The sequence below is a fragment of the Streptomyces sp. NPDC006450 genome, from assembly GCF_040612195.1.
Lineage (GTDB): Bacteria > Actinomycetota > Actinomycetes > Streptomycetales > Streptomycetaceae > Streptomyces.
Genome location: NZ_JBEXPT010000095.1, coordinates 1 through 12,991, shown reverse-complemented (window position 1 = coordinate 12,991; position 12,991 = coordinate 1). Strand labels below are relative to the sequence as shown.

Here is a 12,991-nt window from a genome sequence, read left to right as displayed (position 1 = left end):
AACGAACCTGGAGGTCCCGGTGAAGGTCGGCTGCATCGGACTCGGCGACATCGCGCAGAAGGCGTACCTGCCCGTCCTGACCACCCGCCCGGGGCTCGAACTGCACCTGCAGACCCGGACCCCGGCCACCCTCGAACGGGTCGGCGCCCAGCACCGCGTCCCGGCCGAGCGCCTGCACACCGACCTCGACTCGCTGCTCGCGCAGAAGCTCGACGCGGCCTTCGTGCACGCCCCGACCGCCGTCCACCCCGAGATCGTGGAACGGCTGCTGGAAGCGGGCGTACCGACGTACGTCGACAAGCCGATCGCCTACGAGCTCGCGGAATCGCGCCGCCTGGTCGAACTCGCCGAGCGGCGCGGGGTCTCCCTCGCCGTCGGCTTCAACCGCCGCCACGCGCCCGGCTACGCGCAGTGCGCCGACCACGCGCGCGACCTGATCGTCATGCAGAAGAACCGGGTCGGCCTGCCCGAGGACGTCCGGACCTTCGTCCTGGACGACTTCATCCACGTCGTCGACACCCTGCGCTTCCTGCTGCCCGGCGAGGCCGACCAGGTCGACGTACGGGCCGTGGTGCGCAACGGCCTGATGAGCCAGGTGGTGCTCCAGCTGTCCGGTACGGGCTTCACCGCGCTGGGCATCATGAACCGGCTCTCCGGGTCCACGGAGGAGGTGCTGGAGGTGTCCGGGCAGGACACCAAGCGCCAGGTCGTCAACCTCGCGGACGTCATCGACCACAAGGGCCAGCCCACGGTCCGGCGGCGCGGGGACTGGGTGCCGGTGGCCCGCCAGCGCGGTATCGAGCAGGTCGTCGACGCCTTCCTGGAGGCCGTCGCCGCGGGTACGACCCTCAGTGCCCGCGACGCGCTGCTGACCCACGAACTGTGCGAGCGGGTGGTGCGCTCGGCTCTGGAGCAGGCCTCCTGAGCGGCCGCCTCGCGGACGGCGGGCCGGGCGGTAGCCCGGCCGGTCACCCGGGCGGTGTCCGTGGGGTCCCGGTGGGCGCCCCGGCGCGTCCGCGCAGCCGCACGGAGCGGGTGCCCGCAGCCGCACCGTAGACGGCCAGCGCGGCCAGCGCGGCGCCCACCGGCCAGTCCCCGAAGCGGACGTACAGGGTCGTGCCCCGCGCCAGCGGGACCTCGTACACCCGCGCCGTGCTCGCCGCCGTGGACAGCGCCGGCCCGATCTGCTCGCCGGACGGGCCGCGCACCTCGCTGATGCCGGTGAGGGTGGCGTGGACCATGGGACGGCCGGTCTCGGCGGCGCGCAGCGCGGAGAGCGAGGCGTGCTGGGCGGGTGCCCAGCTGTCCTGGAAGGTGGACGTGGCCGACTGGCCGACCAGCAGGGCGGCGCCCTCGCGGACGAGGTGGCGGCTCATGTCGGGGAACGCCGACTCGAAGCAGACCAGCGGGCCGAGGCGGACGCCCGCCCGGCCGGGCAGGTCCATCAGGACCGGCGCGCTGCCCGGGACGCGGTTCTCTCCCGCCGCCTTGCCGACCGAGGTGGCCCAGCCCAGCAGCGCGCGGGCCGGTACGTACTCGCCGAACGGCACCAGGCGCATCTTGTCGTACCGGTCACCGGTAGGGCCGCCGGGGCCGACGAGCACCGCCGACTTGCGGATCCCGGACCGGTCGGCGCCCCGGGCGTCCACGTTGACCAGGAGCGGGGCCCCGACCCGCACCGACAGGTCGGTGAGCCGCCGGGCCAGGTCCGGCCGGGCCGTCAGGTCCGCGCCGACGCTGCTCTCCCCCCACACCACCAGGTCCGGTCGGAGACCGGCCGAGGGCCCCGTGGACCGCTGTCCGGCCAGGGTTCCGGTCAGTTGCTCCCCGAGGGCGAACCGCCGCTCGGCGCTGTCCGGGGAGTCCGGGAGCACGCCAGGCTGTACGAGGGCCACGCGCAGGGAGCCCGCCGGTTCCGGGCGGGGTGCCCACAGCCACACCACCCCCGCCAGCACCGCGCAGCCCGTCACCCCGGCCAGCGCCGCCGCCCGCGCCCGCGGCGCCGTGATCAGCAGCACCAGCGCGCAGTTCACCGCCACGACCAGCAGGCCGACCAGCCACACCCCGCCCACCGAAGCCAGCCGCAGCGCGGGCGCCACCTGCCACTGGCTGGCACCGAGCAGCCCCCACGGCCCGCCCAGCCCCTGCCAGGACCGGGCCAGCTCCGACAGCAGCCAGCCCGCCGGTACGAGGACCAGCGCGGCCGCCGCCCGCCCCGGTCCCGGGAGCCCGCCGAGCAGTTCCCGCACCAGCAGCGCCCAGGGGATCCAGAGCAGCCCCACGAGCGCCGCCACCGCGAAGAGGAACACGTGCAGGCTGGGCAGCAGCCAGTGGTGGACGGCGACGACGAAGCCGGCGCCGCCGAGCCAGCCCTCCAGGGCCGCGCGCCGGCCGGTGGGTGCCGACCTCAGCAGCAGGATCCAGGGCACGAGGGCGACGTAGGCGAACCACCACAGCGCGGGGGAGGGGAAGGCGAGGCAGGGCAGGGCTCCCGCCGTGACCGCCGCCACCGCACGCCACCACGGGGCCCGCTTCGAGACCGTCAAGACCTCTCGCACCACGTAGGGCCTCCGCTTCCAGTGTGGATCAGCCCAGCCGGTCGAACCATCAGAACGACATGTGCCGCCACTTCTCGTGGACGGTGACCCGCGCGAGCCGCCACCCGGAGCGGGCGGTCCGGGCGACGGCGAAGGTGTAGCGCCCCGCGGCGACGAAGTTGGGCGCGGTGACGGCCGGGCCGCCCTCGTCGGGCTCTTCCCCGGCCAGCCGCATGGGATTGAGGAAGTCGGCCCGGACCTCCGCCGTGTCACCGGGGGAGCCGCCCTGGTCGGGGATCCGGACGAGCCGGTTGACGATGAGGTGCTGGCGCACCGGGAACAGCTTCATCGTCTCGGCGAGCCAGTCCGCGACCTCCCCGGCCGGCCCCTCGATCCCGCCTGCCGAGGTGTAGTCGGCCCGCCCGCCCGGGGCGAACAGGGCGCGGTAGGCATCCCAGTCGCCGTCGTCCACGGCGATGGCGTATCCCGTGACCAGCTCGTCGATCGCCAGTCGGTCCATCACGCCCGCAAGGTCCACACGCTGCGTCATCGGGTCAGTGTGAGGGTGCGGGGCGCGGAGGCCAAGGGGCGTGCGCGGCCCGGATCTTCCGGTCCCGGGTCAGTGACCGGAACGCGCCTCCCGGGGACGGACCACCACGAGGTACGCATCGCTGGCCAGATCCATCACCACCTCCGCGGGCACGCCCTCGCGCATCCGCTGCGCCGCGTACTCCTCGGCCGGCCAACTCCCCCTCGGACTTCCGGCGGGAAACCGCTCCAGCACCACTCGACCCATGGGACACCCCCTGCTGCTCGCCTTCAGGTCTCTCCCAGCACAACGACGCGAAGGCCGCCCGGGAACGTTCCCGGGCGGCCTTCGATTTCGTGCGAAGCGGTGGGGCGGGAGCCGCACCGGCCGTACTAGCCGGCCGACTCGCCGGCGTGGGGGCTGAGGACACCCATGCCGATCAGGACGAACAGCAGGATGCCGAGCAGGACCCGGTAGATCACGAACGGCATGAAGCTCTTGCTGGAGATGAACTTCATGAACCAGGCGATGACCGCGTAGCCGACGAGGAAGGCGACGACCGTCGCGAAGATCGTCTCGGGCCAGGCGATGTGGCCCGGGTTCTCCATCACGTCCTTGATCTCGAACAGGCCGGAGGCCAGCACGGCCGGAATGGCGAGGAGGAAGGAGTAGCGGGCGGCCGCCTCGCGGGTGAAGCCCAGCAGCAGACCGCCGGAGAGCGTCGCACCCGACCGGGACACACCCGGGATCAGGGCCATCGCCTGGCAGAGACCGAAGATGAGGCCGTCCTTGACGCCCAGTTCCTTCAGGGTCTTGCGCTCACGGATGGCGCGGTGCCGGCCGCCCTCCTCGTCGCGCGCGGCCAGCCGGTCGGCGAAGCCGAGCACGAGGCCCATCACGATGAGGGTGGTGGCGATCAGTCGCAGGTCGCGGAACGGGCCCTCGATCTGGTCCTTGAAGGCGAGGCCGAGGACACCGATCGGAATCGAGCCGACGATCACCAGCCAGCCCATCTTGGCTTCCTGCTCGGAGCGCAGCGCCTTCGTGTACAGGGAGCGGAACCACGTGGAGATGATCTTCGCGATGTCCTTGCGGAAGTAGATCAGTACGGCGGCTTCGGTGCCGATCTGCGTGATGGCGGTGAAGGCCGCTCCCGGATCGTGCCAGCCGGCGAATGCCGCGGTCAGCCGCAGATGGGCGCTGGAGGAGATCGGGAGGAACTCCGTAAGCCCCTGGACGAGACCGAGGATTAGGGATTCGAACCAGCTCATGTCGGGGTGCGCTCGTCCTTGTGATCGTCGGGCAGTTCGCGTCCGATGCTAGGGCCCGTGGGGTGCGGCCGTGACCACAGGGGGGTGCACGGCCGTCAGTTCCCTTGCCGGCACGGGGCGCTCGGGCCTCCGGACCGGCGCCAGCCGGTGCCGCTTGCGCCAGGCGACGACCGCCGCACCCACCGCGGAGAGGGCGATGAAACCGAACGAGGCGAGGAACGCGGGGGAGGTCGGGGAGGAGGCGCTGGCCCCCGCGATCACGTACGCGGCGGTGTTCGGAACCACGCCGATCGCCGTGGCGAGGAGGAAGGGGAGCCAGCCGCAGCGGGACAGCGCGGCGGCGTAGTTGGCCATCGCGAAGGGCAGCCCGGGGAAGATCCGGACCGCCAGCATCGAGCGGAAGCCGTGCCGGGCCAACTGGTCGTCGGCCGCCTTCAGCCACCGGCCGCGGATCAGCGGACGCAGGGCGTCACGGCCCATCATCCTGCCCAGGCCGAAGGCGATCCCCGCGCCGATGACCGACCCGCCGACCGCCGCGACCAGGCCGAACTGCGAGCCGAAGAGGGCCCCGGAGGCCAGGTTCAGCAGGGGGCGCGGCACCAGGGCCGCCGTGCACACCCCGTACGCCGCGGCGAAGAGCAGGACCGCGGTGCCCACCGGGAGTCCCGGGGGCCAGCCCTCCGACAGCAGGCGCTGGGGCTCGTACAGCACGACGCAGACGCCGGCCGCGAGGAGCAGCACGACGAGCAGCGAGAGCCGCGTCCACGGCGCCAGGAGGAGGGACATTCCGGGAGACTAGCCGACCCTCCTGGCCGGGCGCCGTAATCTGGGCCTCATGCAGTCGAACGACGGGCGGCCACCGCAGGTTCCGGACAGCCCCCTCGCCGAGCTGTTGGAGGCGCGGCTGACGCAGACGTACGCAGCCGCGGCCGACGTGGAGCGCGCCGGGCCCATGGCCGCGTACATGAAGGGCGTCGCGCCCTTCCTCGGCATCCCCACCCCGCTGCGCCGCGAGCTGTCGAGGGCCGTGACCAAGGACACCCCGAAACCGTCCGAAGCGGACTGCGCCGCCCTCGCGCTGCGCTGCTGGGAGCTTCCGGAGCGTGAGTACCGGTACTACGCCGTCGACTACCTGCGCCGGCACGTCTCCCGCTGCTCCTCCGGCTTCCTGCCCGTGGTCCGGCACCTGATCGTGACGGACCCCTGGTGGGACACCGTCGACCTGCTCGCCGCGCACACGGTCGGCCCGCTCGTGGCGGCGGACCCGGCGCTCGCCGCCGTGATGGACGAGTGGATCGGGGACGAGGACCTGTGGGTGGCCCGCACCGCCCTGCTCCACCAGCTCCGCTACAAGTCCGCGACCGACACCGAGCGGCTCTTCGCGTACTGCCGCCAGCAGAGCGGCCACCCCGACTTCTTCGTCCGCAAGGCCATCGGCTGGTCCCTGCGCGAGTACGCCAAGACGGACCCCGGCGCCGTACGCGCCTTCGTCACCGCCGAGCGGCAGTCGCTGTCCCCGCTCTCGGTGCGCGAAGCGCTCAAGAACATCGGCGGGGCGTAGGGCCCGCGCCGGGTAATTCATTGGCCCCGCCGCGCCCGCTCCGGCAGGATCGGGCCCATGTCCAGGCACGCCTTCCCCGCAGCGCCGTCCGCAGTCGCGGACGCGCCGAAGGCTGCCGTCCCCGCAGAACTCGCGGCAGGCGCGCTCGCATTCGGCGGCGCACGAAGCTGACCCTTCCCGGATCGTCCGGCGGACCCCGCAGGGGGAGGGTCGGTTCGCTCAGGGGGTCCCGTAATTCCAGCTTCGGACCACACGGGAAGACATCATGGCCAAGACGGCCTTCGTGCGCACCAAGCCGCACCTCAACATCGGCACCATGGGTCACGTCGACCACGGCAAGACGACGCTGACCGCCGCCATCACCAAGGTTCTCGCCGAGCGCGGCGGCGCCTCCTTCGTACCGTTCGACAGGATCGACCGGGCCCCCGAGGAGGCCCGGCGCGGCATCACCATCAACCTCACCCACGTCGAGTACGAGACCGACACCCGCCACTACGCCCACGTGGACATGCCCGGCCACGCCGACTACGTCAAGAACATGGTCACCGGCGCGGCCCAGCTCGACGGGGCGATCCTCGTCGTCTCCGCCCTCGACGGGGTCATGCCGCAAACCGCCGAGCACGTGCTCCTCGCCCGGCAGGTCGGCGTCGACCACATCGTCGTCGCCCTGAACAAGGCCGACGCCGGGGACCCCGAGCTCACCGACCTCGTCGAGCTGGAGGTCCGCGAGCTGCTCACCGCGAACGGCTACGGCGGGGACAGCGCCCCGGTCGTACGGGTATCAGGGCTCGGGGCGCTCGACGGCGACCCGCGCTGGACCTCGTCGATCGAGACCCTGCTCGACGCCGTGGACACGTACGTGCCCATGCCCGTGCGGTACACCGACGCGCCGTTCCTGATGCCGGTCGAGAACGTCCTGACCATCACCGGGCGCGGCACCGTCGTCACCGGCGCCGTCGAGCGGGGCACCGTGGCCATGGGCGACCGCGTCGCGCTGCTCGGCGGCGACGGCGCGGCCGTGGAGTCCGTGGTCACCGGGCTGGAGACCTTCGGGAAGCCGATGGACTGCGCCGAGGCCGGGGACAACGTCGCGCTGCTGCTGCGCGGGGTGCCCCGCGACGCGGTGCGCCGCGGCGACGTGGTGGCCGCGCCCGGCAGCGTCGTACCGAGGCGCCGCTTCACGGCGCGGGTGTACGTGCTGTCCGCCCGCGAGGGCGGCCGCACCACGCCGGTGACGACCGGCTACCGGCCCCAGTTCTACATCCGCACCGCCGACGTGGTGGGAGACGTGGACCTGGGCGAGGCGGGCCGGGCCCAACCGGGGGACACGGTCACCATGACGGTGGAGCTCGGACGGGACGTCCCGCTGGAGAGCGGGCTCGGCTTCGCGATCCGCGAGGGCGGGCGCACGGTCGGGGCCGGGACGGTCACCGAGGTCGGGTAGCGGCCCGGTAGACCCGCGGTGGTGGTGGCGGTGGTCGGCGTGCGCCAGACTGCCGTCACCACTGGTCTGTGGGGAAGAGAGCGGTTCGTGGAAGACGGCGGCATGGAAGACAGCGGCAGGGTCGGCGGCACGGTCGGCGGCAGCGGGGAAGGCAAGGGCACGGCTCTGGTGCTCGGCGGCGGCGGGCTCACCGGTGTCGGCTGGGAGGCCGGGATGCTCTACGGGCTCGCCGGCGCGGGCGTCGACCTCACCGGAGCCGACCTCGTCGTCGGGACCTCGGCCGGCTCGGTCGTCGGCGCGCAGCTCACCTCCGGACTGCTCACCCCGCAGCAGCTGTACGAGCGCCAGCTCGGCGACCCCGGCGGGGAACTCCCCGCGAGGCTGGGGTCCGCCCTGATCGGGCGGTACGCCGTCGCCATGGTCCGCTCCCGCGACGCGCAGTCCTACCGGCGCCGGATCGGCGCCTTCGCGCTCGCCGCCGACACGGAGCCCGAGGCGGTGCGCCGCAAGGTGCTGGAAGCCCGGCTGGTCTCGCACGACTGGCCCGAGCGGCGCCTGGTCGTCGCGGCGGTGGACGCGCTGACCGGCGAGCTCGCCGCCTTCGAGCGCGGGAGCGCTGCCGGGCTGGTCGACGCCGTCTCGGCGAGCTGCGCCGTACCCGGGGTGTGGCCGCCCGTGACGGTAGGTGGGCGGAGGTTCGTTGACGGCGGGATCCGCTCCGCGGCCAACGCCGACCTCGCCTCCGGCTACGCCCGCGTGGTCATCCTCGCGCCGATGACCATGGGCGCCGGGCTGATCCCCTCGCCCGCGGCGCAGGCCGCACGGCTGCGGGAGGCCGGGGCGAAGGTGCTGCTGATCACCCCGTCGCCGCAGGCCCGCAAGGTCTTCGGACGCAACGTACTGGACCCCGCGCGCCGCGATCCCGCCGCGCGGGCGGGGCTGCAGCAGGCCGCGGAGCACGTGGAGCAGGCGCGCGAGGTGTGGGCGGCCCAGGGGGCCCAAGGAGCCCAAGGAGCCCAGGGAGCCCAGGGAGCCTGACAATGGTCCGGTGAGTGACGAACAGATCCCGGTGATCCGGGACGTGGCCCAGGGCACGGCCAAACTGATGCCGGACATCGACCGGGAGCGGGCCTGGCTGCTCACCGTGGACGGGGCACCGCAGTCGTACGTGGACCTCGACGACCCCGAGCACCTGGAGTTCGAGTACGTGCGCCGCCTCGCGCACGTCCTGGACTGCGTGGGCGAGCCGGGAGCCGCGCTGGACCTGCTGCACCTGGGCGGCGGCGCGCTGACCCTCCCGCGGTACGCGGCGGCGGGCCGGCCGGGGTCGCGGCAGGACGTGGTCGAGTTCGACGCCGGGCTCGTCTCACTGGTCGGCGAGTTCCTGCCGGTCGCGGCCGGGAGCGGGATCACGGTGCACGTCGCCGACGCGCGGGCCTGGCTGGCCGCGGCGCCGGACGCGAGCGCGGACGTGGTGGTGGGGGACGTCTTCGGGGGGTCCCGGGTGCCCGCTTCGCTGGCCTCGGTGGAGTACGCGCGCGAGGTGGCGCGGGTCCTGAGGCCCGGCGGGGTCTACGTGGCGAACCTCGCCGACGGGGCGCCGTTCGCGTTCCTGCGGGGGCAGCTCGCGAACTTCGGTGCGGCCTTCGGGGAGTTGGCGCTGATCGCGGAGCCGGGGGTGCTGCGCGGGCGGCGCTTCGGGAACGCGGTGCTGCTGGCTTCGGCGCGGGATCTGCCGGTGGCGGAGCTTTCACGGGTGTGCGCGGGTGACGCCTTTCCGGCGCGGGTGGAGGCCGGGGCGGCCCTCGCGCGGCTGATGCGGGGGGCCCTGCCGGTGGCCGACGCCGATGCGGTGGCTTCGCCCGAGCCGCCGGAGGGGGCGTTCAGCCTCGGCTGAGGGGCTTGCCGGCCGCTGCGCGGGGCCCCTGTCCCCTATCCGCCCTTCCTCCGTTCCCCGGGGCTGCGCCCCGGACCCCGCGCCTCACACGCCGGCGGGGCTGGATCCGGCGGAGTCGGCTTGGACCGGGCCCCGTTCGGCGGGCCCGGAGCCGGTGGGCCCGGAGCCGGTGGGCCCGGACTTGGCAGGGCTGGCTTCGGCGGGGCTCGATCTGGTGAGGGCGGCGGGCCGTTTGCGGGTCATGCGGCGGACGTCCGGGACCAGGAGGACGGCGGCCGTCACGAGGACCACCAGGGCCGCGCAGCCCCAGAGGGCGGATGTGCGGCCGATCGCGGATTCGACCGGGCCGGCCATCGCCGTGGCCAACGGGAGCATCGAGAGCGAGCCGAACCAGTCGTAGGCGGAGACGCGGGAGAACATTTCCTCCGGGATCTCCTGGTGCATCGTCGTCATCCAGTTCACGGCGAACGCCTCGATGCCCACGCCGCTGACGAACATCACCGCGCACAGCCCCCACACCGGCAGCGGTACCGCCAGCCCCGCGGAGGGGAGCGCCAGCGGGAACACGCACAGGGTGCCGACCAGCAGCAGGCGGCGCGGTTTCCAGAACATCATCAGGACGGCCCCGCCGATGGTGCCGAGACCGAAGAAGGCCAGGGCCAGGCCCCACGGAGCCGCCCCGCCCAGTTGCTCCAGGGCGACCAGGGGCCCGTAGACCGCTTCGGCGGCGCCGACGACTGCCACGACGACGGAGAACTGGAGCACGATGCTCCACAGCCAGGGGCGGCTCCTGAACTCCACCCAGCCCTCGCGCAGATCGGACAGCAGGCCGCCGCCGGGAGCGCGCTCGGCGATGTGGTCGACGTCGAGGAAGGCCCGTAGGGCTCCGGCCGCGGCGAAGGCGGCCGCGTCCACGGCGAGGACCCACCCGGGGCCCAGGAAGGCGACCATGGCTCCGCCGAGGGCGGCTCCGCCTACCCCGGCGCCGTTCATCGCCATCCGGAAGAGGGCGAAGGCGCGGTTGGCCTGCGCACCCGAGACGGTGGCCATGAGCATGCCCTCGGCGGCCGGGTTGAAGAAGGCCGTGCCGGTGCCGCAGAGCGCGGTGAGCAGCATCATCTGCCACAGTTCCGGATCGCCGGTGAGGACGAGGACGGCGAAGACGGCCTGCGAGAGGCAGTTGAGGGCATTGGCCGCGACCATGACGTGGTGGCGGGGAATCCGGTCGGCGACGGCTCCGCCGATGAGCAGGAAGAGGACGAGCGGCAGCGTACGGGCGGCGGCCACCAGGCCTACGTCGCCGGCGGAGCCGCCTGCCTCGACAACTGCCCAGGCGGTCGCGATGAGCGCTCCGTGGCTCCCGAGGTTCGTGATGACCGCGGCAGCCGTCAGCAGGGTGTAGTTGCGGCCGGCCCACTCGGGCCTCCGGCGCGCGGAGGACGGAGGAGCGGTACCAGGGGAGGAGAAGGGAGAGCTCACCTCCGGACTATCCCCGTCCCGGGCCGGGAATCCAAATGGATTTCCGGACCGGGAGGGAGAGTTGGAGAGGTCAGCCCGCGTTGAGGCGGACGCTGCTCAGGATCTTCTCGTAGGTCTCCTGGCTCACTTCGCCCGGGACGCCCGCGACGCCGTAGAGGACCCAGCTGGCGATGTCACCCTTGGCGGTCGTGAAGCTGAAGGCGACGGACTTGCCGTCGGTGGAGCACTTGTTCTCCTTGGGCAGGCCGCTGACGGTCGCGGTCGCCATGTGGCCCTTGAGGCCGGAGGAGGTCGTGTACTCCTTCGCCTCGGCGATCTTGGTGGTGCCCTTCGGCCCCTTCTGCGCGTACGCGGAGTAGGCCCAGTTGCCGGCCTCGTTGTAGGCGGCCTCGGCGGTGCCCTTCGCGCCCATGCCGCCCTTGGTGCCGACGCCCGCCAGCTCGGTCGACTCCTCCTTGCCGTCCTTGTCGGAGTCGACCTTGCACCAGTCCTCCTTGAGGAAGGCGGGCGCCCCCATCATGACCAGGGGCGTGCCGTCCTTCTTGGCGTGGTCCTCGAAGCCGATGGACAGGCCCGAGGACTTGACGTCCCAGTCCGGCGGAACGTCGAAGGCGGTGCCGTGCTTCGGGTTGAGGACGACCTTCCAGCCGGGGACGACCGGCTTGGCGTCGGCGCCGCCGCGCGGGTTGGCGCCCGGGCTCGCGGGGGCGGCCGCGGGGGAGGAGGCCGGGGCGGAGGGGGAGGAGCTCGGCTTGTCGTCCGCCTGGTTGGAGCTCTTGTCGTCCCGGGTCAGGACGAACGCCCCGGTGGCGGCGGCCGCCACGACGACGGCCGAGGCCGCGACGATGGCCACGGTCCTGGTCGAGAACGGGCTCCCGCCGCGCGGGGGCGTGGGCGGCGGGGTGCCGCCCCACTGGGGTACGGGAACGGTCGGGGGCTGCTGGCCCCAGGCCTGGGGAGCGGGGGGCTGCTGCGGGTACCCGTAGCCGGGCTGCTGCTCCCCGTACGCCACCGTCGGCGGTTGCTGCTGGTACGGGTTCGGCGTTCCCGGCTGCTGCTGGTACGGGTTCTGATGCGCGTCCTGGGGGTTGGGTTCTCCCCCGGGCGGCTGCTGCTGTCCTGGCCACATGGCCGGTAACGATAGTGGGAGCGGGAGCGGGGAGCCACGGCCGCCCCCGTACGGGTATGGCCAATGCCTACTACTCGCGGGTAACATCAAGTCGCATGAGCGCTGAACTGATGAACGTGGGCGAACTGCTCGCCGCGACCGTGCCGATGGCCAAGACCCTCAACCTCCAGTTCCTGGAGACCACCCCTGAGCGTGCCGTCGTCCGGCTCCCGGACCAGCCCGAGTTCCACAACCACCTCGGCGGCCCGCACGCCGGCGCCATGTTCACCCTCGCCGAGTCCGCGAGCGGCGCGATCGTCCTGGCTGCCTTCGGCGACCAGCTCTCGCGCGCCGTGCCCCTCGCGGTGAGCGCGGAGATCGGCTACAAGAAGCTCGCCAAGGGCGTCGTGACGGCCACCGCCACCCTCGGCCGGCCGGCTGCCGACGTCGTCGCCGAACTCGACGCGGGCGGCCGTCCCGAATTCCCCGTCACCATCGCCATCCAGCGCGAGGACGAGGCAGTGACCGGCGAGATGACCGTGGTCTGGACCCTGCGCCCCAACGCCTGACCCCACTAGAGTCCCTCCTCCGACGACGGATGGAGGGGGTCCCGTGCCGGGCCGAGCCAGGATCAGCATCAGTCTCGACGCCGAGCTCGTGGTGGAGGTGATGGTCCTCGCCGGGATCGGGTCGCCCCAGGACGCGGTGGAGGCCGTCGTACGGGACTACGTCGAGCGCGGCCACCGCACCGAGGCGCGGGTCCAGCTCCAGAGCGAGCCCCGGCGCGAGGCCGACCCCGGCGGGCAGCCACCGCAGGGCTGATCCCGGGCGGCAGCCGCCGGAGGGCTGAACATCGGGTGGCTGCGGCGGAGAGCCGGCCCTGGGCGGCAGCCCGCCGGACAGCTGAACATCGGATGGCAGCCGCCGGACGGCCGGCCCCGGGCGGCAGCCGCCGCAGGGCTGAACATCGGCGTCGCGGTGGCGCGCCTGAAGCGGGCCCGCGCGGCGGTCGGCGCACAGTGGGCGGCGGGAGCGGTCCGGCGCGGGCCGCTCCCGCCACCTGACGCCGATGCCCACGCCGCAGGGAGCGCCCATGAGCGAGGCCGTGTCCAGACGCCGTGCGATGCGCCTCCTCGGGGCGATGGGCGCCGCCCTCGGCGCGGCC

General features: G+C 73.4%; 13 protein-coding genes and 1 pseudogene. 7 read left to right on the top strand and 7 right to left on the bottom strand.

What is annotated here, in order from left to right; translation table 11 throughout:
* Positions 1-19: 19 nt before the first annotated feature.
* Positions 20-925, top strand: a complete 906-nt coding sequence (locus ABZY57_RS24220) for a Gfo/Idh/MocA family oxidoreductase (RefSeq protein WP_356515213.1) — start codon at positions 20-22, stop codon at positions 923-925.
* On the opposite strand, the pseudogene lnt reads toward ABZY57_RS24220, so the two are convergent.
* The 5 genes and pseudogenes from lnt to ABZY57_RS24195 all read right to left on the bottom strand — a co-directional run bounded on the left by lnt (position 849) and on the right by ABZY57_RS24195 (position 5,123).
* Positions 849-2,546: pseudogene (gene lnt / locus ABZY57_RS24215) on the bottom strand (apolipoprotein N-acyltransferase). The gene ABZY57_RS24220 and the pseudogene lnt overlap by 77 nt on opposite strands.
* A 61-nt stretch (positions 2,547-2,607) precedes the next feature.
* Positions 2,608-3,087: a nuclear transport factor 2 family protein gene (locus ABZY57_RS24210; protein WP_356515182.1), complete on the bottom strand. Its 480-nt coding sequence runs from the start codon at positions 3,085-3,087 to the stop codon at positions 2,608-2,610.
* Positions 3,088-3,156: 69 nt separating this feature from the next.
* Positions 3,157-3,333 (bottom strand): hypothetical protein, encoded by a 177-nt coding sequence (locus ABZY57_RS24205; RefSeq protein WP_243339660.1) that lies wholly within the window; start codon positions 3,331-3,333, stop codon positions 3,157-3,159.
* 125 nt (positions 3,334-3,458) lie between these two features.
* A complete protein-coding gene (locus ABZY57_RS24200; RefSeq protein WP_356515180.1) occupies positions 3,459-4,337 on the bottom strand; it encodes an undecaprenyl-diphosphate phosphatase in 879 nt (292 codons plus the stop codon).
* A gap of 48 nt (positions 4,338-4,385) precedes the next feature.
* Positions 4,386-5,123, bottom strand: coding sequence for a TVP38/TMEM64 family protein (locus ABZY57_RS24195; protein ID WP_356515178.1), 738 nt, complete (start codon positions 5,121-5,123; stop codon positions 4,386-4,388).
* A 49-nt stretch (positions 5,124-5,172) separates the two neighbouring features.
* Between ABZY57_RS24195 and ABZY57_RS24190 the strand changes: the two genes are divergently transcribed.
* The 4 genes from ABZY57_RS24190 to ABZY57_RS24175 all read left to right on the top strand — a co-directional run bounded on the left by ABZY57_RS24190 (position 5,173) and on the right by ABZY57_RS24175 (position 9,239).
* Positions 5,173-5,898 carry a DNA alkylation repair protein gene (locus ABZY57_RS24190; RefSeq protein WP_356515176.1) on the top strand — a complete coding sequence of 242 codons (726 nt, stop codon included), beginning with the start codon at positions 5,173-5,175 and terminating at the stop codon, positions 5,896-5,898.
* A 265-nt stretch (positions 5,899-6,163) separates the two neighbouring features.
* Positions 6,164-7,342, top strand: a complete 1,179-nt coding sequence (gene tuf, locus ABZY57_RS24185; RefSeq protein WP_356515174.1) for an elongation factor Tu — start codon at positions 6,164-6,166, stop codon at positions 7,340-7,342.
* A gap of 102 nt (positions 7,343-7,444) precedes the next feature.
* Positions 7,445-8,380, top strand: coding sequence for a patatin-like phospholipase family protein (locus tag ABZY57_RS24180; RefSeq protein WP_356515211.1), 936 nt, complete (start codon positions 7,445-7,447; stop codon positions 8,378-8,380).
* Positions 8,381-8,447: 67 nt separating this feature from the next.
* Positions 8,448-9,239, top strand: coding sequence for a fused MFS/spermidine synthase (locus ABZY57_RS24175; protein ID WP_356515209.1), 792 nt, complete (start codon positions 8,448-8,450; stop codon positions 9,237-9,239).
* Positions 9,240-9,323: 84 nt separating this feature from the next.
* Here ABZY57_RS24175 and ABZY57_RS24170 read toward each other — a convergent pair whose 3' ends face one another.
* Positions 9,324-10,718: an MFS transporter gene (locus tag ABZY57_RS24170; protein WP_356515172.1), complete on the bottom strand. Its 1,395-nt coding sequence runs from the start codon at positions 10,716-10,718 to the stop codon at positions 9,324-9,326.
* Positions 10,719-10,788: 70 nt separating this feature from the next.
* On the bottom strand, positions 10,789-11,847 hold the full coding sequence (locus ABZY57_RS24165; RefSeq protein ID WP_356515170.1) for a hypothetical protein: 1,059 nt from the start codon (positions 11,845-11,847) through the stop codon (positions 10,789-10,791).
* A 95-nt stretch (positions 11,848-11,942) separates the two neighbouring features.
* Here ABZY57_RS24165 and ABZY57_RS24160 point away from each other — a divergent pair, with 95 nt between their 5' ends.
* Positions 11,943-12,395: a DUF4442 domain-containing protein gene (locus ABZY57_RS24160; RefSeq protein WP_356515168.1), complete on the top strand. Its 453-nt coding sequence runs from the start codon at positions 11,943-11,945 to the stop codon at positions 12,393-12,395.
* Positions 12,396-12,495: 100 nt separating this feature from the next.
* Positions 12,496-12,648 (top strand): DUF2191 domain-containing protein, encoded by a 153-nt coding sequence (locus ABZY57_RS24155; protein WP_356515207.1) that lies wholly within the window; start codon positions 12,496-12,498, stop codon positions 12,646-12,648.
* Positions 12,649-12,991: the final 343 nt, after the last annotated feature.

Excerpts from the sequence above, each read along its gene's own strand:
- ABZY57_RS24210 (WP_356515182.1), bottom strand. The coding sequence starts at position 3,087 with ATGACGCAGCGTGTGGACCTTGCGGGCGTGATGGACCGACTGGCGATC.
- ABZY57_RS24205 (WP_243339660.1), bottom strand. The coding sequence starts at position 3,333 with ATGGGTCGAGTGGTGCTGGAGCGGTTTCCCGCCGGAAGTCCGAGGGGG.
- ABZY57_RS24200 (WP_356515180.1), bottom strand. The coding sequence starts at position 4,337 with ATGAGCTGGTTCGAATCCCTAATCCTCGGTCTCGTCCAGGGGCTTACG.
- ABZY57_RS24195 (WP_356515178.1), bottom strand. The coding sequence starts at position 5,123 with ATGTCCCTCCTCCTGGCGCCGTGGACGCGGCTCTCGCTGCTCGTCGTG.
- ABZY57_RS24190 (WP_356515176.1), top strand. The coding sequence starts at position 5,173 with ATGCAGTCGAACGACGGGCGGCCACCGCAGGTTCCGGACAGCCCCCTC.
- tuf (WP_356515174.1), top strand. The coding sequence starts at position 6,164 with ATGGCCAAGACGGCCTTCGTGCGCACCAAGCCGCACCTCAACATCGGC.
- ABZY57_RS24180 (WP_356515211.1), top strand. The coding sequence starts at position 7,445 with ATGGAAGACAGCGGCAGGGTCGGCGGCACGGTCGGCGGCAGCGGGGAA.
- ABZY57_RS24175 (WP_356515209.1), top strand. The coding sequence starts at position 8,448 with ATGCCGGACATCGACCGGGAGCGGGCCTGGCTGCTCACCGTGGACGGG.
- ABZY57_RS24165 (WP_356515170.1), bottom strand. The coding sequence starts at position 11,847 with ATGTGGCCAGGACAGCAGCAGCCGCCCGGGGGAGAACCCAACCCCCAG.
- ABZY57_RS24160 (WP_356515168.1), top strand. The coding sequence starts at position 11,943 with ATGAGCGCTGAACTGATGAACGTGGGCGAACTGCTCGCCGCGACCGTG.
- ABZY57_RS24155 (WP_356515207.1), top strand. The coding sequence starts at position 12,496 with ATGGTCCTCGCCGGGATCGGGTCGCCCCAGGACGCGGTGGAGGCCGTC.